At 36.1% G+C, this 24,096-nt stretch carries 22 protein-coding genes, 1 pseudogene and 1 riboswitch; of the genes and pseudogenes, 13 read left to right on the plus strand and 10 right to left on the minus strand.

The window, feature by feature from the left end; genetic code table 11:
* Window positions 1-41 precede the first annotated feature (41 nt).
* Together BUR19_RS14500 and BUR19_RS14505 are read right to left on the minus strand one after the other, a co-directional pair.
* Window positions 42-782 (minus strand): hypothetical protein, encoded by a 741-nt coding sequence (locus tag BUR19_RS14500; protein WP_139297363.1) that lies wholly within the window; start codon window positions 780-782, stop codon window positions 42-44.
* 4 nt (window positions 783-786) lie between these two features.
* Complete coding sequence (locus BUR19_RS14505) at window positions 787-1,197, minus strand: energy transducer TonB (protein ID WP_074236163.1); 411 nt, start codon at window positions 1,195-1,197, stop codon at window positions 787-789.
* Window positions 1,198-1,295: 98 nt separating this feature from the next.
* On the opposite strand from BUR19_RS14505, the gene BUR19_RS14510 reads away from it, so the two are divergent.
* Window positions 1,296-1,718, plus strand: coding sequence for an OsmC family protein (locus BUR19_RS14510; protein ID WP_074236164.1), 423 nt, complete (start codon window positions 1,296-1,298; stop codon window positions 1,716-1,718).
* A gap of 8 nt (window positions 1,719-1,726) precedes the next feature.
* Window positions 1,727-2,296, plus strand: coding sequence for a DUF1990 family protein (locus BUR19_RS14515; protein ID WP_221407793.1), 570 nt, complete (start codon window positions 1,727-1,729; stop codon window positions 2,294-2,296).
* 41 nt (window positions 2,297-2,337) lie between these two features.
* Here BUR19_RS14515 and BUR19_RS14520 read toward each other — a convergent pair.
* Together BUR19_RS14520 and BUR19_RS14525 are read right to left on the minus strand one after the other, a co-directional pair.
* Window positions 2,338-4,945: pseudogene (locus tag BUR19_RS14520) on the minus strand (MGH1-like glycoside hydrolase domain-containing protein).
* Window positions 4,946-5,205: 260 nt separating this feature from the next.
* A complete protein-coding gene (locus tag BUR19_RS14525) occupies window positions 5,206-6,012 on the minus strand; it encodes a glucose 1-dehydrogenase (protein WP_074236165.1) in 807 nt (268 codons plus the stop codon).
* A gap of 161 nt (window positions 6,013-6,173) precedes the next feature.
* A riboswitch (SAM riboswitch) is annotated at window positions 6,174-6,278 on the plus strand.
* A 51-nt stretch (window positions 6,279-6,329) separates the two neighbouring features.
* Between BUR19_RS14525 and BUR19_RS14530 the strand changes: the two genes are divergently transcribed.
* The 9 genes from BUR19_RS14530 to BUR19_RS14570 all read left to right on the plus strand — a co-directional run bounded on the left by BUR19_RS14530 (window position 6,330) and on the right by BUR19_RS14570 (window position 17,486).
* Window positions 6,330-7,277, plus strand: coding sequence for an alpha/beta fold hydrolase (locus BUR19_RS14530; RefSeq protein WP_074236166.1), 948 nt, complete (start codon window positions 6,330-6,332; stop codon window positions 7,275-7,277).
* Window positions 7,277-8,815 carry an ACT domain-containing protein gene (locus tag BUR19_RS14535; RefSeq protein WP_074236167.1) on the plus strand — a complete coding sequence of 513 codons (1,539 nt, stop codon included), beginning with the start codon at window positions 7,277-7,279 and terminating at the stop codon, window positions 8,813-8,815. Before BUR19_RS14530 ends, BUR19_RS14535 begins: the two co-directional genes overlap by 1 nt.
* Before the next feature lie 106 nt (window positions 8,816-8,921).
* Entirely contained in the window at window positions 8,922-10,088 is a 1,167-nt protein-coding gene (locus tag BUR19_RS14540; protein ID WP_074236168.1) for an O-succinylhomoserine sulfhydrylase, read from the plus strand.
* Window positions 10,089-10,112: 24 nt separating this feature from the next.
* A complete protein-coding gene (locus tag BUR19_RS14545; protein ID WP_074236169.1) occupies window positions 10,113-11,135 on the plus strand; it encodes a homocysteine S-methyltransferase family protein in 1,023 nt (340 codons plus the stop codon).
* A 52-nt stretch (window positions 11,136-11,187) separates the two neighbouring features.
* On the plus strand, window positions 11,188-13,851 hold the full coding sequence (gene metH / locus BUR19_RS14550) for a methionine synthase (RefSeq protein ID WP_074236170.1): 2,664 nt from the start codon (window positions 11,188-11,190) through the stop codon (window positions 13,849-13,851).
* A gap of 19 nt (window positions 13,852-13,870) precedes the next feature.
* Window positions 13,871-14,827, plus strand: a complete 957-nt coding sequence (gene metF, locus BUR19_RS14555) for a methylenetetrahydrofolate reductase [NAD(P)H] (protein ID WP_074236171.1) — start codon at window positions 13,871-13,873, stop codon at window positions 14,825-14,827.
* 55 nt (window positions 14,828-14,882) lie between these two features.
* Window positions 14,883-16,106, plus strand: coding sequence for an imidazolonepropionase (hutI, locus tag BUR19_RS14560; RefSeq protein ID WP_074236172.1), 1,224 nt, complete (start codon window positions 14,883-14,885; stop codon window positions 16,104-16,106).
* Window positions 16,107-16,109: 3 nt separating this feature from the next.
* Window positions 16,110-17,024 carry a formimidoylglutamase gene (gene hutG, locus BUR19_RS14565; protein ID WP_074236173.1) on the plus strand — a complete coding sequence of 305 codons (915 nt, stop codon included), beginning with the start codon at window positions 16,110-16,112 and terminating at the stop codon, window positions 17,022-17,024.
* Window positions 17,025-17,027: 3 nt separating this feature from the next.
* Complete coding sequence (locus tag BUR19_RS14570; protein ID WP_083600786.1) at window positions 17,028-17,486, plus strand: HAD family hydrolase; 459 nt, start codon at window positions 17,028-17,030, stop codon at window positions 17,484-17,486.
* A 328-nt stretch (window positions 17,487-17,814) separates the two neighbouring features.
* Here the strand turns inward: BUR19_RS14570 and BUR19_RS14575 are convergent, their stop codons facing one another.
* Window positions 17,815-18,381, minus strand: coding sequence for a DUF2911 domain-containing protein (locus BUR19_RS14575; RefSeq protein ID WP_074236174.1), 567 nt, complete (start codon window positions 18,379-18,381; stop codon window positions 17,815-17,817).
* Window positions 18,382-18,387: 6 nt separating this feature from the next.
* The gene (locus BUR19_RS14580) at window positions 18,388-19,542 is read right to left on the minus strand and encodes a methionine aminotransferase (protein WP_074236507.1); all 1,155 of its coding nucleotides are present in this window, start codon (window positions 19,540-19,542) and stop codon (window positions 18,388-18,390) included.
* A 197-nt stretch (window positions 19,543-19,739) separates the two neighbouring features.
* Here BUR19_RS14580 and miaA point away from each other — a divergent pair, with 197 nt between their 5' ends.
* A complete protein-coding gene (gene miaA / locus BUR19_RS14585) occupies window positions 19,740-20,642 on the plus strand; it encodes a tRNA (adenosine(37)-N6)-dimethylallyltransferase MiaA (protein WP_175565916.1) in 903 nt (300 codons plus the stop codon).
* Between the two features lie 24 nt (window positions 20,643-20,666).
* Window positions 20,667-21,224 carry a thioredoxin family protein gene (locus tag BUR19_RS14590; protein WP_074236175.1) on the plus strand — a complete coding sequence of 186 codons (558 nt, stop codon included), beginning with the start codon at window positions 20,667-20,669 and terminating at the stop codon, window positions 21,222-21,224.
* A 63-nt stretch (window positions 21,225-21,287) separates the two neighbouring features.
* Here the strand turns inward: BUR19_RS14590 and BUR19_RS14595 are convergent, their stop codons facing one another.
* Genes BUR19_RS14595 through BUR19_RS14610 form a run of 4 tightly spaced genes read right to left on the minus strand, consistent with a single transcriptional unit; the run spans window position 21,288 to window position 23,987 of the window.
* Window positions 21,288-21,803 (minus strand): NUDIX hydrolase, encoded by a 516-nt coding sequence (locus tag BUR19_RS14595; protein ID WP_074236176.1) that lies wholly within the window; start codon window positions 21,801-21,803, stop codon window positions 21,288-21,290.
* A gap of 22 nt (window positions 21,804-21,825) precedes the next feature.
* Complete coding sequence (gene xerD / locus BUR19_RS14600) at window positions 21,826-22,737, minus strand: site-specific tyrosine recombinase XerD (protein WP_074236177.1); 912 nt, start codon at window positions 22,735-22,737, stop codon at window positions 21,826-21,828.
* Between the two features lie 41 nt (window positions 22,738-22,778).
* Window positions 22,779-23,210 carry a deoxycytidylate deaminase gene (locus tag BUR19_RS14605; protein ID WP_074236178.1) on the minus strand — a complete coding sequence of 144 codons (432 nt, stop codon included), beginning with the start codon at window positions 23,208-23,210 and terminating at the stop codon, window positions 22,779-22,781.
* 9 nt (window positions 23,211-23,219) lie between these two features.
* Complete coding sequence (locus tag BUR19_RS14610; RefSeq protein ID WP_074236179.1) at window positions 23,220-23,987, minus strand: enoyl-CoA hydratase/isomerase family protein; 768 nt, start codon at window positions 23,985-23,987, stop codon at window positions 23,220-23,222.
* Window positions 23,988-24,096 lie beyond the last annotated feature (109 nt).

Here is a 24,096-nt window from a genome sequence, read left to right on the forward strand (position 1 = left end):
GCAGGAGTATAAAGTGTAAAAGTAAATGATAATTATTAATTTTAATAATTATCATTAGGATTTGGTGAATTGAAATTTATAGAAAAATTCAAAGGGAAAGCCATTCTTTGTTTAATGGGAAGATTAGAATATAAAGCGGGAACCCATTTTTTGTTTATTCTTTTTAATGCACGGAAAAAGTCTTTATTGAAATCTTTATTATCGATTTGCGGATAAATTCTAGCATTGATTATTTCTCCAATTTCATTGATGTAAAATTCTATATTGATATCTCCATTGATGTGATAATCTTGAAATAATGCCATAAAATTATCATGAAAGTCTTTATCAAATTGTGTCTTTCCTTTAGAATATTTTGCGTTAGTGATGTAATCGCTGGCTTTATAATTCTCATTGTAATTGCTCATTAAATCTTTGGGATAAAAAACGAAATCTGTAATTGCTCCAAATTTTCCCCCTTTTACTTCTGCTGGACTCCAATTATGTAAACCTTTTAGAATAGACATTGCCAGATTATATGCACATTTGTTTTTGGAGATGTTAAGAGTATCGTTGTCCTGCACTACTTTTACTTTTGCTTCTGCAGTAACCAAAATTCTTGGAACATAAATTTCCTTTGAATCACATTCTTTTGCATTGGTTTTTACCAAAAATTCGTGAGCTTCTTTGTAAAAATTTACTATTCCATCTTTATAGAAAGTTTGGCCTTTTGGATATTCATCTAAAGTTTGGGAATAAAATAAATTCGGTAGTAACAACAGAAATAGATAATTTTTTTTCATAATTTTAATACTCCTCATTAGAATGTTCAGACGTAAAATTGATATCAAAAATAATATTAGAGCTCACAGGAACACCATTTGTGATTGCCGGTTTCCATTTTTTCTTAATACGTTTCATCGCAAAATTCATATCCTGTTTGAATTCTTCATCGTTTCTGACTTTTGGATAGATTTTCATCTCGCTCATTTTCCCTTTTTCGTCAATGGTAATGATAAAAGAAAATTTTCCGTTCACAGCGTAAGCCGTAATATCAACATAAGCGTGAACCATTTTCATAAATTCTTTGCGGAAGGCATCTTGCCCGCCGGGGAATTCTGCTTTTGAATCTGCTAATGTTGAGGTTTTGGTTGTTTCGGATTGTGAAAAAGCGACATTGCTGATCAATAAAGAAATTATCAATAAAAAAGCTCTCATTTTACAGGATTAAAAGTTTTGTCAAATATATTAAAATAGCGAATGAAATTAACCGATGCTGTTTTATGATTTTGTAATTTTGATTTTAATTTAACATAATGAAAATTACACTTAATAGAATCAATGATGATTTTTTGTTTGAATGTTCCAACGAACAAGGAAATTCTATCTTACTAGACAATACGACTTTACCAAATGCAAAAGGAGTTTCTCCAATGCAATCGGTTCTGATGGCGGTTGCTGGCTGTAGCGGGATTGATGTAGTTTCGATTCTGAAAAAACAACGTCAGACAATTACAGATTTCAAAGCGGAAGTGGAAGGTGAAAGAGTTCAGGTAGATGAAGCAAAACCTTTCAAATCTATCAAAGTAAAGTTTTTCCTAGAAGGTGAAATTGACCCAAAAAAAGCAAAAAAAGCAGCTGAATTATCTTTCGAAAAATATTGCTCGGTTTCCAAAACGCTTGAGCCAAATGTTGAAATCACTTATGAAGTCAGCGTGAATGGTGAAATTGTAGAATAGTTTTTTCGATGAAAGTTTATTTATCAAATCAGAAAAATAAATTCAAAAAGCATTTAGAAGATTTGAAATCTAAAAATGTGATGATTTATGATAAATCTAAACTGGTCGAAAAAATCACTCAAATATCGATTGATACAGGAAAGACTATTGATGAAATTGATTTAGAATTTCTTATCGATTATAATATTTTCCCAAGCAATATTTTGATTTTCACAACTCAATGGAACGATGAAAATCGAGAAATGAAAGTTGGCGATACAATTCTTCAACAAGTTTTCTTACCACCAATAAAATCTTTTTCACAGAAGATAATTTTCGGAGTCAGAATCAAAGAGATCATTAATGAAGAAAATAAAAAAGGTTTCAGTTACGAAACGTTGGAAGATCACGTAGAAAAAGGAATTTCAACATTTACAATTGAAAAATTGAATCAAAAAATCATTTTCAAAATTCATACATTTTCAATACCTGGAAATATATTCTCAAAATTATTGGCGCCAATATTTTCAATTCCTTATCAAACTTATTGTACAAAACAAGCTTTGGAAAATGTGAAGCAACAAGTTGAAAATCAATAAAAAACCTTATCAAAATCTGATAAGGTTTCTTTTTTATAATTCTATTTATGCGTCAACCTCGGCTGAATCAACTTTGCAACCGTAGAAGTCCATCCGGTTTGATGGGAAGCACCAACGCCTCGGCCATTGTCGCCGTGGAAATATTCGAAGAACATAATGTAATCCTTGAAATGCGGGTCGTTATTGAATTTATCCACGCCACCGTTGAATGCTCTGTTTCCATTCTCATCTTTCAGAAAAATACCACAAAGTCTGTCGCTGATGTCTTTGGAAACTTCTTCCAGATTCTTCTGAACACCACTTCCTTTTGGATATTCAATCGTCAAAGCATCGCCAAAAAAGAAATGAAAACGTTGCAGACTTTCTACAATCAAGAAATTAATAGGAAACCAAATTGGTCCGCGCCAGTTACTGTTGCCACCAAACATTCGGCTGTCACTTTCTGCAGGCGTGTAATAAACCACGTGTTCCTGGTCATGAACGGTAAATCGGAAAGGATTTTCTTCATAAACTTTAGACATCGCACGGATTCCGTAATCACTCAAAAATTCAGATTCATCAACCAATCTTGTCAAAACTTTGGTCAGTCTTGTTTTTCTAAGAATACTCAAAAGATGTTTGTTTCCTTCGCCTTCCACATACCATTGGGAAACGAGTTTCGTAAGGTCTTGTTTGTTTTTGAGAATCCATTCCATTCGTTTTTTGAACTGTGGCAATTTCTCTAACATAGTGTGTTCTACCACTTCTACCGCAAACATCGGAATCAATCCAACGATGCTTCGAAGTTTCAAACTCACACTGTCTCCATTGGAAAGCTGAAGCACATCGTAGAAAAACCCGTCTTCCTCATTCCAAAGTCCTTGTTTGCCGTCACCAATATTTTCCATCGCTTCTGCGATATAAAGGTAGTGTTCAAAAAACTTGATGGCCATATCCTCATAGACCGGATTATATGTGGCGAGTTCCATCGCAATCCTCATCATATTCAGTGAATACATCGCCATCCAGCTGGTTCCGTCGGCTTGTTCCAGATGTTCACCTTCATTGAATTCCATATTCCGGTCAAACGCTCCAATATTATCAAGACCCAGGAATCCGCCTCCAAAAAGGTTGTTTCCGTTGTAATCTTTTCGGTTAACCCACCAGGTGAAATTCAGTAATAATTTTTTAAAAAACCCTTTCCAGAAAAGCCAAATCCGGTTTCCCATTATTTTTTTCATCGATTTTAAAAACCCTGAAAGTTGCCCACGCGTGAACAGGCGGATTCACATCATCGAAGTTCCATTCGTAAGCTGGCATTTGTCCATTTGGATGCATATACCATTCTTTCGTCAATGTAATCAACTGGTCTTTAGCAAATTCCGAATCAATCACGCAAAAACTAACGCAATGAAACGCCAAATCCCAAGTCGCATACCAAGGATATTCCCATTTGTCGGGCATCGAAATAATGTCTTTATTATGAAGATGTTCCCAATCGCTGTTTCGTACAAAACCTTTTCTTTGAATCGGGAAATTTGGGTCTCCTTTCAGCCATTTTCCAACATTGTAATGATAGAACTGTTTGTTCCAAAGCAAACCTGCAAAAGCCTGTCTTTGAACGTTTCTTTCGTCCTCGTTTTCAATATCTTTCTGGATGTTCGCATAGAAATTATCCGAATCCTGCTTTCTGTGATTGATGATTTCATCAAAATCCCAAAACGCATCCTCCATAATATGCGGAGACAATCGGAACTCGAAAACCTTGTTGCTGTGCGCTTCCACGATTTCTTCGCAATGCAAAGACGCTTTAGTTCCGGTTTTCTTAGGATTAATGGTGTCTAAACCTTTCGTAATATATTGATTGATACCGTCTTTGAAAAAACCTTCTGTTTTAGGAAGATTGAAAAGTCTTGCTCTGTTCGTTTCATTTTCACAAAACAAAGCGTCCACATTTCTGTTTCTGGAATATAACTTCTTGATGCTCAGACTATCGTGATGAATATCAATTTCACCTTGCTTAGAAAAACCAAGATTCGCTTTATAATCATTGTACCCCCAAACCCAATTATTTCGGTACCAAACCGTTGGCAAAACAACAATTGGGGCTGGTTTATCGCTTCGGTTATGAATATCAATCCTGATTAAAAAATCATCTTCGCCAGCCTTTGCATACTCAATGAAAATATCGAAATATTCATCGTTATCAAAAATTCCTGTGTCAATCAGTTCATATTCCATCTCATTTTTGGAACGCTGACCATTCACGCTGATGAGCTCCTCGTATGGAAATTCATTGATTGGATATTTGTAAACCATCTTCATATAGCTGTGAGACGGCGTGTTGTCCAAATAGTAAAAAATCTCCTTTATATCTTCCCCGTGATTTCCCTGATAATTGCTCAGTCCGAAAAAACGTTCTTTAATTCTAATATCTTTTTTGTTCCAAAAGGAGAAGGCGAAACACATCTGTTGCTTCTCATCCGAGATGCCTGCGATGCCTTCCTCAGCCCATCTGTAAGACCAAGCTTCTGCTGTATCGTGGCCTGTAAATCCCCACGCATCGCCGTTGGTGCTGTAATCCTCCCGCACATTTCCCCATTGGCGATGGCTCACATAAGGTCCCCATTTCTTCCAACGCGGATTCCTCAATTTTTCTTCCTCGTTCATATGTTTCTAATTATTTTTTGGATAATTATTCGTTTTTAATTTAGGAGCATCACGTTTCGACTTTTGTTCGAACTGTCCAACCCGCTGTCCACTATATCTTTTTTTGCTTAGACGATTGGTAATCCAAAGAAAACTTCCCCAAAAGCAAAAAAAGGATGCCGTTCCCATCGGGGCTATGTTGAAGATTTGTCATTCTATCAAGTTTTTAAAATTACAAAAACCATCAACTAACAACAGTCAACCAACAACCAACAACCAAATTACCCGTTATCCGCAAAACTTTCCAACGTCGTCATTCCACCATCCACATAAATACTCGCTCCCGTAATGTAATCCGAATAATCACTCGCCAAAAATACGGCTAAATTTCCAATGTCTTCCGGTTGCCCGATTCTATCGTACGGAATCAGCGTCATCAGCGCATCCAAAGATTTTTCATTATCCCAAGCAGATTTATTGATTGGCGTTTGGATGGCGCCCGGACAAATATTATTCACACGGATTTTTTGCTTTCCATATTCCTGCGCTAAAGTTTGCATCAGCATTCTCAATGCACCTTTACTAGAAGCATAATTTGCGTGTCCAGCCCACGGAATCGTCTCGTGAACACTGCTGATATTAATGATTTTCCCCAAAGCTTTCGATTTGTCATTCATTCCACGTTTCAAAAATTCTCTAATAGCTTCTCTTGAGCACAGAAAATGACCTGTAAGATTCACGTCAATTACTTTTTGCCATTGCGCCAAAGTCATATCAATAAAAGCCGCATCTTGTTGCAAACCAGCATTATTTATAAGAATATCTACAGTTCCATATTTTTCAATCGTGGTTTTGAACATTTCCTGAACCTGGTCTTCCTTGCTCACATCACATTGAATAATAAAACCTTCACCACCATTTTCCTCAATGGTTTTCAAAGTGTCTTCCGCTTCTGTTCGAGAATTTTCAGATGAATGATTAACTATAGTGATTGCGCCGGATTTTGCCAGACTGATTGCTATTCCTTTCCCGATTCCGCTGCTGGAACCCGTTACGATGGCGACTTGTTTATTAAGATTGATTTCCATAATTGATTGTAAAAAGAAATTTTAACTACAAATACTATACGCAAGTTCCGAGAAAATTTATTCTTAACAAATATTTATTTTAGAATTTTCAACCGAAATTTGGAAAAAGTGAACATTGTGAAGTATATTTGCAGTCAGAATTGTTCATTTACATATTGAAAATGTTATCGAGAAAGGTGGAGAGATTAGACTCTGTGAAACCTTGGCAACCCTTCGGAAACGAAGAAGGTGCTAAATTCTATCCGCATAGACGGAAAAGATAACCAAACATTTATTCTACATTTCCTGTAGCATTTTCAATTTTTTATCAGATAAAATTGGAAAATAAGTTACAACATCTTCAGACATTACATTTCACGACACAAGTCGGAAAGGTTTATGATATTCCATTAAGCTATCAGCTTTTTGGAAAAGAACTGTATTCTGCTCCTATCATTCTGATAAACCACGCTTTGACAGGAAATTCTGACGTTGCAGGAGAAAACGGCTGGTGGAAAACCTTGGTCGGAGAGGGAAAAGTTATCGACACAAACCAATTTACAATAATTTGTTTCAACATTCCAGGAAACGGTTTCGACGGCTATTTCATTGATGATTACGAAAACTTTATCGTTCAAGATATCGCCAAAATTTTCATCGAAGGGTTAAAACTTCTGAAAATTGAAAAACTTTTCGCTTTGGTTGGCGGTTCGGTTGGCGGTTCTATTGGTTGGGAAATGCTCGCTTTGGAAAATAATTTAGCAGAGAGATTTATTCCTATTGCAACAGATTTCAAAACCTCGGATTGGTTGCATTCTCAATGCTTGGTTCAAAAATATCTTTTGGAATCGGAAGAAAAACCATTGGAAAAAGCCAGAGTTCACGCAATGTTATGTTACAGAACACCCCAATCTCTCAACTCAAGATTCAAAAGAGAAACCGATAGTGAAAAGCAGATTTTGAAATCCCACGACTGGCTCAATTTCCACGGAAACCGATTAAACGAAAGATTTAGTTTAAAAGCATACAAACTCGTTAATCATCTTCTGATGAATATCAATGGGAAGGAAAATGAACTGGAAAATATCAATGCAGAAATCCATTTGGTTTCGGTTGACTCAGACCTTTTTTATCCGGCTTTTGAGATTAAAAACACTTACGATTTTTTAAAACATAAAAACAAAAACGTTCAGTACCACGAAATCAAATCCATCCATGGACACGATGCTTTCCTGATGGAATACGAACAACTGAACACAATTTTAACACCTCTATTTTTGAACTGATGACAGACAAGAACACAATTAATATTTATAGAAACAAAGCTTTGGTCAACTTCGAAGGAAAAAATTTCCTCGGACAAATCGGTGTGGATTCACGCATCTTCCAAGCTTTAAATGAAGGCGGAATCAGCGTTGGCGTTATTTCCCAACAAGCGATAGAAAACGGAATTTCTGTTCTTGTAGATGAAGTGGATGCAGAAGATGCGGTCAAGTTTCTGAAAAAAGAATTTGAGAAGGAAGCGAAGGAAGGTCACGTCAGCAATATTTATAGCATTGATAATTTGAGCGTTATCGGTTTTGTTTCGGATAATTACAATAAGATTTTATCGGAACTTCAACGCAACAAGATTTTTCCTTTATTATTAAGTCAAATCGCTTCTGCTGGAAGAGTGAACATTGTGGTGACCGAAAACCAAACCGAAATCACCAAAAACATCATCGAAACCGAAATCTACGGAAAACCAAAAACCGTTCACCTCGCTTTGATTGGACACGGAAATGTCGGCGGAACTTTGGTAGAGCAAATTTTAGATTCAGCTTACGATATTCTGAAAAGAAAAAGAGTGGATTTGAAAATCGTAGCGATTGCCAATTCCAAGAAAATTGCTTTCAACCAAACCGGTTTCGGAAGTGACTGGAGACAGAAAATCAAATTTTCCCAAACAGATTCCAGTATAGAAAGATTAGTTGAGTTCGCCAAAGAACATCACTTGGAAAACCTTGTAATGGTGGACAATACAGCGAGCAAAGATTTTGTAAAACATTATCCAACTTTTGTAGAAAATGGTTTTGATGTTGTAGGTTCAAACAAAATTTACAATACTTTACCAATTTCAGAATACCGCGATTTCAGAAAATTATTAGAAAAAAACAAAAAGAAATATCTTTATGAAACCAACGTTGGTGCAGGTTTACCTTTAATTGACACGATAAAACTTCTCCATCTTTCAGGCGAAAATATCACCAGAATCAAAGGTGTTTTTTCCGGAACCTTAAGTTATGTTTTCAATAATTTCTCCCTTCGAAATGACAAATATTCTGTTGTCATCCGAGAAGCGATGGAGAAAGGTTTTACAGAACCAGACCCACGCGAAGATCTATCCGGAAATGATGTTGCGAGAAAACTTCTTATTTTAGCAAGAGAATTAGATTTGATTAATGAGTTTCAGGATATTAATATTCAAAATCTTGTTCCAGAAAATCTTTTAGACATTGATAAAAATGAATTCATTTCCAGATTGGAAGAATTAGATTCAGAATATCAAAGCGTCAAAGAAAACCAAAAGCCTGACCACGTTCTACGTTACGTCGGCGATTTGCACGGCAATCTTCAGGAAGAAAAAGGAGAACTGGACGTGAAACTAATCTCCGTTCCAGCAAATTCCGCACTCGGACAATTGAAAGGTTCAGATTCAATCTTCGAAATCTACACAGAAAGTTACGGCGAAAATCCAATCGTCATTATGGGCGCAGGAGCTGGAGCCAAAGTAACTGCCCGAGGCGTTTTTGGAGATATTTTAAGATTGAGCGAAACAAAATAATCAACGAATCCGAAGGATTCAATATCAGTAGCCGTAGGTGAAACCTATGGAACGAGACAAAAACAACAACAAACAACCGTAAATAAAACCTACGGAAAATATAGAAATGGAAAATCAAAATTTCGAAACATTAGCCATCAGAACCCAAACCGAAAGAACTCAGTTTGACGAGCATTCCACGCCTTTATACCTCACTTCGAGCTTTGTTTTCGAAGATGCAGAAGATATGCGCGCAAGCTTTGCGGAGGAAAAAGACAAGAATCTTTACAGCCGTTTCAGCAACCCGAACGTCACAGAATTCGTGGATAAAATCGTGAAAATGGAAGGCGCAGAATCCGGTTACGCTTTTGCGACGGGAATGGCCGCAATTTATTCCACATTTGCAGCTTTGCTTGACGCTGGCGACCACATCGTTAGCTGTCAGTCGGTTTTCGGTTCTACGCACACCTTATTCACAAAATATTTTCCAAAATGGAATATCGAAACCACTTACTTCAAAGCAGAAGACGCTGAGAATGTTGAAAAATACATCAAACCGAATACAAAAATCCTGTACTTGGAAACCCCGACAAATCCGGCAATCGAAATATTAGATTTAGACTACTTCGGACAAATTGCCAAAAAACACAATCTGATTTTGGTTGTAGACAACTGTTTCGCAACACCTTACTTGCAACAGCCGATTAAATACGGCGCAGATATTGTCGTACATTCCGCAACGAAACTCATTGATGGCCAGGGTCGTGTGCTCGGTGGCGTTGCCGTTGGAAAAGCCGATTTGATTCGTGAGATTTACCTTTTCGCAAGAAACACAGGTCCAGCGATGTCGCCATTCAACGCCTGGGTGTTGAGCAAGAGTCTGGAAACTTTGGCGATTCGTGTCGAGAAACATTGCGAAAATGCGCTTAAAGTAGCCGAGTTTCTGGAAAACCACCCGAATGTAGAATTGGTAAAATATCCTTTCCTAAAATCTCATCCAAGCTACGAAATCGCCAAAAAACAAATGAAATTAGGTGGAAATATCGTCGCTTTTGAAGTCAAAAACGGCATCGAAGGCGGACGCAATTTTCTCAACCGAATCAAAATGTGTTCCCTTTCCGCAAACCTCGGCGATACGCGGACAATTGTCACGCATCCCGCTTCTACAACACATTCCAAGCTTTCCGATGACGAACGAAACGAGGTTGGAATCACCGCAGGATTGGTGCGTTGCTCGGTAGGATTGGAAAATGTAGATGACATTATCAACGATTTGAAACAAGCTTTGGATTAATTCAATGATGAAAAAATAAAAAGAATGAAAAATTTAGAACAATTATATAAAGCACTTTCCGAAAGAATATTAATTCTCGACGGCGCAATGGGAACAATGCTTCAGCGTTACAAATTCGAGGAAGAAGATTACCGTGGCGAGCGTTTCAAAGATTGGGAACACCCTGTAAAAGGAAACAACGATTTGTTGTCGCTTACCCAACCAGAAGCCATTGCCGAAGTTCACAGAAAATATCTGGAAGCTGGAGCAGACATTTTAGAAACTAATACTTTTTCTGGAACTACCATTGCAATGGCAGATTATTTTATGGAAGATTTAGTTTATGAATTGAACTACGAATCTGCAAAAATAGCCAGAAAAGTCTGCGATGATTTCACTGCTCAGAATCCTAACAAACCAAGATTTGTTGCCGGTTCAATCGGACCAACCAACAGAACTGCGAGTTTAAGTCCAGATGTGAATGACCCAGGTTACAGAGCTATTACTTTTGAAGAATTGCGCTTAGCTTATAAACAACAATGTGAAGCTTTGCTAGACGGCGGTTCAGACATTCTTTTGGTAGAAACTATTTTCGACACTTTGAATGCAAAAGCGGCGCTTTTTGCCATTGACGAAATTCAGGAAGAAAGAGGAATCGAGATTCCAATTATGGTTTCCGGAACCATTACAGATGCTTCTGGAAGAACATTGAGCGGACAAACTGCGGAAGCATTTTTGATTTCTGTTTCTCATCTTAATTTGTTGAGCGTTGGATTCAACTGTGCTTTGGGTGCAAAACAATTGACACCTTATTTGGAAGCAATTTCGTCTCAATCAGACTTCGGAATTTCCGCTTACCCAAATGCTGGTTTACCCAATGCTTTTGGACAATACGACGAAACGGCTGAGCAAATGGCAGAGCAAGTGAAAGAATATTTGGAAAAAAGTCTCATCAATATTATTGGTGGTTGTTGTGGAACAACGCCAGAACATATCAAAGCAATTGCTGATTTGGCAAATAACTACGAACCTAGAAAAATTGGTCAATTTAAAAATGCATCGATTTAACAGTTATTGAAATTGTTAGATTGATGTATTTTCATTTTGATACATTATAATTATGAAATACTTGAAATTATCAGGTCTAGAACCTTTAATCATAACGCCCGAATCCAACTTTATCAATGTTGGAGAGAGAACCAATGTTGCTGGTTCCAAAAAATTTCTTCGATTAATCAAAGAAGAAAAATATTCTGAAGCACTCGATATTGCCAGAAATCAGGTTGAAGGCGGTGCTCAGATTCTTGACGTCAATATGGACGACGGACTTTTGGACGGAAAATATGCAATGGTAAAATTCCTTAATTTGATTGCTTCAGAACCTGATATTGCCAGAATTCCAATTATGATAGATTCATCAAAATGGGAAATATTGGAAGCTGGTTTGCAAGTCGTTCAAGGAAAACCTGTTGTTAATTCCATCAGTTTAAAAGAAGGCGAAGAAGAGTTCATCAATCACGCAAAAGTCATCAAAAGATATGGCGCAGCGGCAATTATTATGGCTTTTGATGAAGTTGGGCAGGCTGATAATTATGAAAGAAGACTTGAGATTTGCCAGCGTAGTTATGATATTCTGGTTAACCAAGTCGGTTTTCCTTCAGAAGATATTATTTTCGATTTGAATATTTTTCCTGTTGCGACAGGTATGGATGAACACCGCAAAAATGCCATCGATTTTATCGAAGCGACTCGCTGGGTTCGTACCAATCTTCCAAACGCTTCCGTGAGTGGAGGTGTTTCCAATGTTTCTTTTTCGTTCCGTGGAAATGATTCGGTGAGAGAAGCGATGCATTCCGTTTTCCTTTATCACGCGATAAAAGCCGGAATGAATATGGGAATCGTAAACCCGACAATGTTGGAAGTTTATGACGAGATTCCGAAAGATTTGTTGGAATTGGTAGAAGATGTGATGCTCGACAGAAAAGATGATGCAACAGAGAAATTGCTGGATTATTCTGAAAGAGTAAAATCGACCAAAAAAGAAAAAGTTGAAGATTTGTCTTGGCGAGAAATGCCTTTGCAAGACAGGATTACACATTCTTTAGTCAAAGGAATCGACCGTTTTATCGAGGAAGATACAGAAGAGGCAAGATTGGCATCTGAAAAACCACTTCACGTTATAGAAATTAATCTAATGACAGGAATGGGTGTTGTCGGCGACCTTTTCGGAAGCGGAAAAATGTTTTTGCCTCAAGTTGTAAAATCTGCGAGAGTAATGAAAAGAGCTGTTGCATATCTTCAGCCTTTCATCGAAGCAGAGAAAGACCAAACTCAAAAATCCAATGGGAAAATCCTGATGGCAACGGTAAAAGGCGATGTTCACGATATTGGAAAAAATATTGTCAGCGTAGTTTTGGGTTGTAATAATTATGAGATTGTGGATTTAGGCGTGATGGTTCCTGCTGAGAAAATTATTCAGACTGCGATTGATGAAAAAGTGGATGTGATTGGATTAAGCGGATTGATTACACCAAGTCTGGATGAGATGGTTCATTTAGCTTCTGAACTGGAAAGAAGAAATCTTGATTTCCCCTTATTAATTGGTGGTGCAACAACTTCTAAAGCACATACTGCTGTGAAGATTGCGCCGAAATATACAAATACCGTAGTTCACGTAAATGATGCTTCCAGAGCGGTTGGTGTTGTAAGTTCTCTTTTGAATAAAGAAAAATCCAGCGTTTATTCTTTGGAATTGAAAAAAGATTATGACGAATTCCGTGAGAAATTCCTAAATCGCCAAGTTGACAAAGAATATGTTCCGATTGCAGAAGCTCGTGAAAAGAAATTCAAAATCGATTGGGAAAATGAAAATATTCCGACTCCTAAAAAATTAGGAATTACAATTATTGAAGACCAAAATTTGGATGAATTAGTTGATTTTATTGACTGGTCGCCGTTTTTCAGAAGCTGGCAATTGTTTGGAAAATTCCCAGAAATTCTGACTGATAATGTTGTTGGAGAACAGGCAACGATTTTGTTCAATGAAGCACAGACAATGCTCAAGAAAATTCTTAAAGAAAAGAGTTTTGGAGCAAAAGGAATTTTCGGAATTTTTCCAGCGAATGCAAATGAACAGGACGATATTTTGGTTTATGATGACAATCAGAATGTGATTTCGACTTTTAGAACCCTTCGTCAACAACATAAAAAATCAGAAGGAAAAGAATATTTTGCTTTAAGTGATTTTATTGCGCCTGAAAATTCTGGAAAACAGGATTATTTTGGTGTTTTCTGTGTTTGTACAGGTTTTGGAGCCGATGAATTGGCAAAAGAGTACGAAGAACAAAACGACGATTACAACGCCATTATGGTAAAAGCCTTGGCAGACCGTTTTGCAGAAGCCTTCGCAGAATATCTTCATAAAAAAGTCCGAACCGAATATTGGGGCTATTCTGAAAATGAAACTCTGGATAACGAGGAATTAATCAAAGAAAAATATTTGGGAATTCGTCCTGCTCCAGGTTATCCGGCTTGTCCTGACCATTTGGAAAAACTGACCATTTGGGGTTTATTAAAAGTCGAAGAAAATATTGGAGTGACTTTGACTGAAAGTTTGGCAATGTGGCCAACAGCGGCGGTTTCTGGTTATTATTTTGGAAATGAAAAATCAAAATATTTTGGGGTTGGAAAAATCGATGAAGACCAATTGAAAGATTTCGCTGAAAGAAAAAATGTTGAATTGGATTATGCCAGAAAATGGCTTGCTCCGAATTTGGCGGATTAATATTATTTAAAATTATTGAATGAAAATTACTGACCATATAAAAAACGCCAACGGCAAAACGCTTTTCTCATTTGAGATTGTTCCTCCGCAAAAAGGCGTTGGAATTGCTGATTTATATAAAAATATAGACCCGCTGATGGAGTTCAAACCGCCATTTATAGACGTTACCACTTCTCGGGAAGAATATATTTTTCTGGAAAGAGGAAACGGTTTGATGGAGCGAAAAATCACAAGAATGCGTCCTGGAACTTTAGGAATTTGTTCGGCAATTCAGAATAAATATAATGTTGATACCGTTCCGCACGTTCTTTGTGGCGGATTTACCAAAGAAGAAACCGAATATCTTTTGGTGGATTGTATGTATTTGGGAATTAATAACATTGTTGCTTTACGAGGTGATGCGATGAAAGGAGAAAAATATTTTGAACCTTCTGTTGGAGGACACAAATATGCTTCGGATTTAGTGAAGCAGATTCATGATTTGGGAATTGGGGAATATCTTCACGGTAAAATAGAATCGGACGTTGATAATAGTTTCTGCATTGGTGTTGCGGGTTATCCTGAAAAGCATATTGAGGCACCATCTATGAATTATGATCTTCAGATGTTGAAGAAAAAAGTAGAAGCTGGAGCAGATTATATTGTCACTCAAATGTTTTTTGATAATCAAAAATTCTTTGAATTCGTAAAACAAGCCAGAGAAATTGGTATTGATGTTCCGATTATCCCGGGAATCAAACCAATTGCTACCAAAACGCATTTGCAAATGTTGCCTCAGGTTTTCAAAATCGATTTACCGGAAGCTTTGATTAACGAAGTTTTAAAATGTAAAACCAACAACGACGTTCGCGAAGTCGGAATAGAATGGGCAATTAACCAGAGTAAGGAATTGTTGGATTTTGGAATTCCTGTTCTACACTTTTACTCGATGGGGAAAAGCGATAATATTCTGAAGATAGGAAGAGAGATTTTTTAAATAAAAAGAGATGCAATTGCATCTCTTTTTTTAATTTTACGATTCAAGATTATATATGAAGTTAACAGGTCCATTCAAGCAAATCATTACACTCAATAATCTTCCACTGAAGGGAAAATTACAAGACGAATCTTTAGAAATAATTCCCAATGGCGGAATTTTAACAGAAAATGGAAAAATTTTAGACGTCAACAATTTCGATTCTTTAAAACAAAAATTTCCAAATTCTGAAATTGATTTGATTGAAAGTGAGCAAATTGCACTTCCGGCTTTTGTGGATGCGCATACACATATTTGTTTCGGAGGAAATCGAGCTAACGATTTTGCGATGAGAAATGCAGGTAAAACTTACCTCGAAATTGCCGAATCCGGCGGTGGAATTTGGAGTTCCGTTCAACATACAAGACAAGCTTCGGAAGATGATTTGGTTAATGGAATTCTTGAACGCACCAATATTTTACTAAATCAAGGCATCACAACCATCGAAATTAAAAGCGGTTACGGATTAAATGTTGATGAAGAACTAAAAATGTTACGAGCAATCAACAAAGCTCAAGGTTTAACAAAAGCTACATTAGTTCCAACTTGTTTGTCAGCTCACCTCAAGCCAAGAGATTTTGAAGGAACCTCGGAAGAATATCTAAATTATATTTTGGATGAAATTCTACCAAAAGTAAGAGAAAAAAACCTTGCTAACCGTGTTGATATTTTTATTGAAAAATCTGCATTTCAGCTAAAAGAAAGCAAAAATTTCCTTTTGAAAGCTAAAGAATTAGGCTTTCAAATTACCGTTCACGCTGACCAATTTACGGCTGGAAGTTCAAGAATTGCTGTTGAGGTTGGTGCAAAATCTGCTGACCATTTGGAAGCGACTATCGATGAAGATATTGAATTTTTGGCGAATTCAAATACTGTGGCAATTGCTTTACCAGGTGCAAGTCTAGGTTTGGGCGAACCATTTGCTCCGGCAAGAAAAATTCTTGACAAAGGTGGCATTTTAGCCATTGCAACCGACTGGAATCCTGGTTCGGCGCCAATGGGAAATCTCGTTACTCAAGCCTCGATTTTGGCGACATATCAGAAGTTGACTACAGCGGAAGTTTTAGCGGCAATAACTTTTCGAGCAGCTTATGCTTTGGATTTAGATGACAGAGGGATTTTAGCAGTAGGGAAGAAAGCAGATTTCATTACATATGAAACTGATAATTTCCAGAATATCCTTTATCATCAAGGAAGTTTGAAACCGAAAAATATTTATATCAACGGAGAAAAAATCTAAATTATGTTTGAATGGACTGGCCGTTTTGATGGCGACGAAGAATCTTATCACAGAATTTTCCAACGAGTGAAAACAGAAACGGATTATGAAACTATTAATCCCAATGATTTCGTTTTACACGGTTTTGCTGTAGATGAAGGCGTGAAGCGTAATAAAGGTAGAGTAGGAGCCCAAGAGGCACCAGATTTGATTAGAAAAAATATGTCCAATTTTCCCGTTGTTAATCCCGAATTTTCACTGAAAGATTTCGGAAATATCAAATGTGAGAATAATGACCTCGAAACAACTCAGAATTTGTTAGCTGAAAAAGTTTCGAAAGTGTTATCAAAACAAGGGAAATCTGTCGTTTTAGGAGGTGGGCACGAAGTCACTTTTGCTCATTATTCCGGAATCAGAAAAGCTTTTCCTAATCAAAAAATCGGAATCATCAACTTCGATGCTCACTTTGATAACCGCGAGCCGGAAAACGGATTGGCGAGTTCCGGAACTGGGTTTTGGCAAATTGCTCAGGAAGGCGAGATTTATTCTTTACATATTGGGATTCAGAAAAATAGCAACACTAGAAAGTTGTTTGAGATTGCGGATGATTTTGGAATGAAATATATTCTCGCTGACGAAATTTACTCCGAAAATATTCCGAATATTATGTTCACAATCAATTCTTTTTTAGAAGATGTGGACATGGTTTACGTCACGATTTGTATGGATGTTTTCAATACGTCCATTGCGCCTGGTGTTAGTGCGCCGGCTTATAACGGAATTTTTGCTGACCGTCAATTTATGCAGATTTACCATCATATTTTATCATCAAAGAAAACAAAAGCATTGGATGTGGCAGAAGTTAATCCCAATTTTGATATACAGGAAAGAACCGCAAGATTAGCTGCAAGTCTTGTGAACGAATGGTTTATGATTTAGATTATGAAGAGAGACAGTATTATTTTTGACTTAGACGGAACACTTTGGAATGCTTCAGAAACTGTTGTAAGAGCTTTTAACGACAGCATTCAGGCGATTGGATTCGATATCAATATCACTTCTCAGACTGTTAGAGATTTCTCTGGGATGAAGATGGACGATATTTTTGCGCAACATTTCAGTTTTGTTCCAAAAGAAAAGCTAAAGGAATTTGAAAAAAATTATGCAAAAAAAGAAAACCAATATCTTAAAAAATATGGTGGCGAATTGTTTCCAAAAGTCAAAGAAACACTTGAAAAATTAGCAGAAAATTATAGACTTTTCATTGTTAGCAATTGTATGAAAGGTTACATCGAGAATTTCATCGAGTTTTTTAGTTTTGAAAATTTGTTTGAAGATTTCGAATGTTTTGGCAACGACGGTTTACCAAAAGACAAGAACATCAGATTAATTGTGGAGTGAAATAATCTGCAAAATCCTGTCTATGTTGGCGATACCATTTGGGACAAAGAATCTTCTGAGAAAGCGGGTGTTGACTTTATCTATGCAGCTTACGGTTTTGGAAAAATTGAAAATCCAAAAGCTCAGATTCAAAACTTCGAAGATTTATTATTGTTAGATTGATTTGGGGCAGCTTAATCCGCCTTACGCTCCCAATCTTTTCACTTCACTTCGTTACGTAAAAAGGATTTCCGCTCAAGTCGGGCTGCGTAAGATTCTCTGTTCCAGACTTTGAACATAAAAAAGCCTTATCAAAATTTGACAGGGCTTTTTTATAAATTGTTGAAAATTATTTAAACTCAATCGGGAATTTAACCTGAGAATTATCCCAACCAGCGTACAAATCTGCTCCGGATTTTGTCTGTACAAAAGTCACAGAAAAATACTCGATTGGAGAAGCTGTTTTCTCAACCGGAACATTGAATCTCACAACATCTTTGCTTTTGTCATAGAAATAAGCGCCCCATTTATCGATTTCAGAATTTAGAACAATCGTCCATTCTTTTTCAAAAGGAATGGCAAAAATACTATAAGTTCCTGCAGGAATTTCCTTTCCTCCAATTTTCACTGGTGTATAGAATTTGATTTCAGAATTTTCATTCGCCCCGAATCTCCAGATTTCTCCGTATTTGATAAGGTTACCGAAAACAACTCTGTTTTTTTTCTGTGGACGAGAATAGACGACTTTCACTTTCGGAGTTTCCGTTTTAGATGAAGTCACTTGAAGAGGATAGTAAACTGCATCCATTGGACTCACGTCAACTGACATATAATTCAGTTTGGTTGGATCGATTTTCGCTTGTGAAAATGCACTGACTCCCACTAATAATGAAGCGACTAAAATTAATTTTTTCATTAAGATTTATTTTATTTTTAATAATTGTTCTATAGCTTTATCCAAAGTTTTCTGTTCTTTAGCAAAACAAAAACGAATCACTTTTTCATCGGTTTTGTCTTTGTAAAATGCAGAAAATGGGATAGTTGCGACTTTATATTCTTTAGTTAACCAATAGCAAAAATCCTTGTCTTGCATATCAGAAATTGCGCCAAAATTAGCAGACAAAAAATAAGTTCCTTCGCAAGCCAATAATTGGAAAGGCGTTTCTTTCAAAGCGTTTTTAAGATAATCTCTTTTTGTTTGGAAAAATGTTGAGATGGATTTGAAATCATCAATATTCTGCAAATATTTAGAAATCGCAAATTGTGCTGGCGTATTCACACAAAACACATTGAACTGATGAACTTTCCTAAACTCATTCATCAAATCCGAAGGCGCACAAACATACCCGATTTTCCAACCGGTGATATGCAGTAATTTTCCGAAAGAACCAACCACAAAAGTTCTTTCTTTCAGTTCAGGATATCTGGCTAATGTCAGATGGGGTTTTTCGTCAAAAGTGATACTTTCATAAACTTCATCACTTAGAATGATAATGTCTGTATTTTTTACAATAGCAATCAGTTCATCAATATCTTTCTGTTTAAGGATTTTTCCGGCAGGATTATTCGGGTTGTTGATGATAATCATCTTGGTTTTTTCAGAAACCAGATTTTTAACTTCATTCCAATTGATTTCATAATCCGGATAAAGCATTTTGACATTTTTTACGATTCCACCATTCAAAATAATTGTTGGTTCATAACAATCGTAAGCCGGTTCAAAAATAATGACTTCATCACCTTTTTCCACAAATGCAGAAATAATGGTGAAAATCCCTTGAGTTGCGCCAGCTGTTATATTAATTTCAGAATCCGGATGATAATCAACTTGATTTTGAAGATTGAATTTCCTTGAAATCTCTTCCCGAAGTTCTTTGATCCCAAACAAAGGTGCATATTGATTGTGACCTTTTTTTGAAAATTCACCTAGGTATTTGATTAAATTTTCATCAGGCTGATAATCTGGAAATCCCTGGGAAAGATTGACTGCGTTTTCTTGTTGTGCTAATAAGCTCATCTCTGTGAAAATCGTCGTTTTCACATCAGGAAGTTTGGAGTTTGGTAATTTGAATGCCATTCTGATTGTAAAAATAAGTAATTGTTGAATGTTTTTATCGCAAAGGCACAAGTATTTTTTCAAAAAAGGATATTTCAAGTCGCAAAGAGCAACTTTAATCTTTGCGACCTGAATAAAATTACGTTTTGGTGAACATTTTCCGACTTTGCGATAAGATTGCAATCAGTTATCATAATTCGTAAGTTTGCAAAAAAAATTTGTTGAAACGTCTTATTTCTATTGTCGGCACTACAGGAATCGGGAAAACCCGATTGGCAATCGATTTGGCTAATCATCTAGATACTGAAATTATTTCCTGTGATTCTCGCCAGTTCTACAAAGAAATGAAAATTGGAACTGCAATGCCAACCGATGAAGAATTAGCAGAAGCAAAACATCATTTTGTCGGAAATCTCAGCATTGACGATTATTATTCGATAGGACTTTTTGAAGAAGAAGCTCTTAAGAAATTAGACGAAATTTTTGCCAAGAAAGATTTCGCAATAATGGTTGGCGGCAGCGGAATGTACGAGAAAGCTGTTGTGGAGGGAATGAATGATTTGCCAGTAGCAGACGAAGAAAATCAAAAAAAACTAATTTCGATTTTTGAAAATGAAGGCATCGAAGTTCTACAAGAAACGCTGGAGAAATTAGACCCAGAATATTTTTCGGTTGTAGATAAAGATAATCCTAGAAGATTGTTTCGAGCAATTGACATCATTTGGCAAACCAATAAAACTTATACCGAAAATCTTAGTACACCAAAAACTAAAAGAAATTTTGAAACTATTAGAATTGGAATTGATGCGCCAAGAGAAGTGATTTATGAAAGAATCAATCTTCGTGTTGATAAAATGATGGAAAACGGATTGCTGCAAGAAGCAAAAAGTTTGATTGCGGATAGAGATAAAGTGGCTTTGCAAACGGTTGGTTACTCAGAATTGTTCCGATATTTTGATAGAGAATGGGATTTGGATTTTGCTGTTTCAGAGATCAAGAAAAACTCCAGACGTTATGCCAAACGCCAAACGACCTGGAATCGGAAATTGGAAAATGTAAATTGGGTCAACTATGATAATTCTCTACAAGAAGCATTATCTTTGCTGAATAAAATAGATTAATCATCACATTAATAAATCAAAACAATGTCAAATACACCTTCGAATATGCTGGCTTTAGGAACAAAAGCTCCGGACTTTAAACTTCCTAATCCGTCAAAAAATAACGAATTGCAAAGCCTTGAATCTTTGAGAGGGAAAAAAGGAACTTTGGTTGTTTTTATGTGTAACCATTGTCCGTTCGTTCTTCATATCATTGATAAATTAGAAGAATTGTATGAGGATTACAAATCTCAAGGAATTGAGTTTATAGGAATCAATTCTAATGATGTGGATCGATATCCTGCAGATTCTCCAGAGATGATGGTGGACTTTGTAGATGAAAAGAATATCAAATTTCCCTATTTATATGACGAATCTCAAGATGTCGCAAAATCTTTTGAAGCAGCTTGTACACCAGATTTTTACTTCTTTGACGAAAATCTAAATTTGATTTATCGTGGTCAAATGGATGACTCGCGTCCAGGAAATCAAAAGGAAATTACAGGCGAAGATTTGATTATCGCTTTCGAAAATCTTTTGGCAGGAGCTGAGCAGGAAGATTTCCAGAAGCCAAGTTTAGGTTGCAATATCAAATGGAAATAAAATCAAAACTCCGGAAAGTAATTTCCGGAGTTTCTTTTAATTAAAAACACTGTCAAATGACAGCTAGTTTTTTGTAATATAATTTTTCAAAAATCGTTTCTGAGATTCAAAAGCAATCTTATCCAAATCAAGTTCTGAAGCTTTTATCCAAATAGTTTCAGAGATTTCGGATTCTTCTAATTGGATTTCGAATTTTTTCTCAACTTCATACAGATAGAACAAATCCAAAGTATTGTAATCAATATTTTTATAAGGATAAATATTCGGCTGACTTCCAAGATATTTGAAGTTTTCTGGATTAATATTTAATCCTAATTCTTCATTCAGTTCTCGGGAACAGGTTACTTCAGATGTTTCTTTCGGGTCTGTAAAACCGCCGGGCAAATCCCATTTTCCTTTTCCGGGTTCTTGATTTCGAACTGTGAAAAATAATTCATCTTGATGTTTTATGATTACCGCAACAGCTGCAGCAGTATTGTGATACAAAACAAAATCACAATTGCTGCAACTAAATTTGGTAATATTATTCCATAGTAGTTTTTCCTGACCGCATTTTGGACAGAACTTTAAATTTTCCATTGGATAAATTTAAAGAAAAAACTTAAGCTATATTTCTATTTCTTGGATGGAAATTTAAAATAACATCTCTCAGTTCCTCAGTTTTCAGATGTGTATAAACTTGCGTTGTGGTAATACTGCTGTGCCCCAACATCTCCTGAATAAACCTCAAATCAGCTCCATTTTGTAACAAATGCGTTGCAAAAGAATGTCTGAAAGTGTGTGGGGAAATACTCTTGTTGATTCCCGCTTTCTGCGTTAATTCTTTGATGATGATGAAAACAATCACTCTGGACATATTAGTTCCTCTTGTATTCAGGAAAACAATATCCTCGTGTTTTTTGTTGACCTTGATTTTCTTTCTAACGTTTTGGATGTAATCGTGAAGATACTCTGCAGTAGAACTTGCAAGAGGAACCAATCTGGTTTTCTCACCTTTACCTTCTACAATAATGAATCCTTCTTTGAAATTGATATTGGAAATTTTCAAATCTACCAATTCCGAAACGCGAAGACCGCAACCGTACAATACTTCCAGAATGCATTGGTTTCTTTGTCCAATGTCTGTTTTTTTATCAATACTGTTGATGATTTTGTCAATGTCATCCATACTCAAAGTATCAGGAAGATAAAGACCCAACTTCGGACCTTCTAAAAGTGAAGAAGGATTGTCTTCTCTGTATTCTTCTTCCAAAAGAAATTTGAAAAAAGCCTTGATAGAAGAAATTCCTCTAGCCTGGGAACGTTCACTGATTTTCTTTTTAGAAAGTTGATAGATGAATTCTTGTAGATTTTCGTAAGAAATGTCGTGTGGAGAAACCTCTTGTAATTCTGTAGTTGCAAAGCTTTCCAGCTTTTTGATGTCTCTAACGTAAGCGTCTAGTGTGTTGTCAGAGAAGCTTTTTTCAAATTTTAGAAAATTTGAAAAATCTGTAATTTTTTCGGACCAATTCATATTTGTGTTTTTTAATTGTTTTATAAAATATAATATTTATCTCATACGATATATAATTCTTGTTCTGTAATGTTTAAAATCTCAATTCCTGCGTTTTTTAAAAATTCTAATCCACTGTCGTCAGAATAGCCGGTCATATAAACCACTTTTTCGATTCCAGATTGTAATATCAATTTACTGCACTCTTTGCACGGAGACATTGTTATATATAACGTTGCGCCTTTGCAAGATTGTGTGCTGCTAGCTATTTTCAATATAGCGTTGGCTTCTGCGTGAAGTACGAACCAATTGGTTTTTCCGTCTTCATCTTCACAATTATTCTCGAAGCCAGAAGGTGTTCCATTGTAGCCGTCAGAAATTATCATTCTGTCTTTTACGATAAGCGCACCAACTTTTTTTCTCTTACAGTAAGATAGATTTGCCCATTCAGACGCCATCTTAAGATAAGCAATATCGAATTTGTTATAATTCATTCTACTAATTTAGTTGAAGGCAGGCTTTCTTTTTTCCAGAAAAGCCGAAACTCCTTCTTTAAAATCCTCACCTGAAAATAATTCTCCAAAAGAATCAATCTCAGTTTCCATCCCATTTTCTTTGTCACTTGCATTCACCGCTTTTATCGCTTTTGCAATACCGAGTGGCGAATTTTTCACAATTTGCTCAGCTAATTCCTGAGTTTTTGAAAACAATTCTTCCAAAGAAAAAACTTCATTCACCAAACCAATGGATTTGGCTTTTTCAGCAGTAATCATTTTTGCTGAGAAAATCATTTCATTAGCCAAACCTTTCCCTACCAATTTTGGCAATCTCTGGGTTCCACCATAACCAGGAATCAATCCTAAAGTTACTTCCGGTAAACCTAATTTTGCATTTTCCGAAGCGTATCTGATGTGGCAAGATAATGCCAATTCCAATCCTCCACCAAGAGCAAAACCATTGATTGCTGCAATCACAGGTTTGTTCAAATCTTCTATTTTTTGAAAAACAGAATGTCCTCTTTTTGATAGTTCTTTCGCTTTTTCTGAGCTGTAAGCAGAAAATTCTTTGATATCTGCACCAGCAACGAAAGATTTTTCTCCACTTCCAGTAACAATCACACAGTTTACATTTTTATCAGAAGCCAAATTATCAAACACATTTTCCAAATCATTAAAAACCTGAGCGTTCAAAGCATTTAAGCTTTCTGGTCTGTTGATTGTTACAACTGCAATTTTTCTTTCTATCGTTAATTTTATACTTTCGTAACTCATTTCAAAAAGAAGATTTTGATTAATTCTAAAATGATTTAGGAATCTAATTTAGAAATTCCTGCAATATAAACAAAATATTAATGAATAATTAACATTTATATTGTTTATT

Source organism: Epilithonimonas zeae (genome assembly GCF_900141765.1).
Taxonomy (GTDB): domain Bacteria; phylum Bacteroidota; class Bacteroidia; order Flavobacteriales; family Weeksellaceae; genus Epilithonimonas; species Epilithonimonas zeae.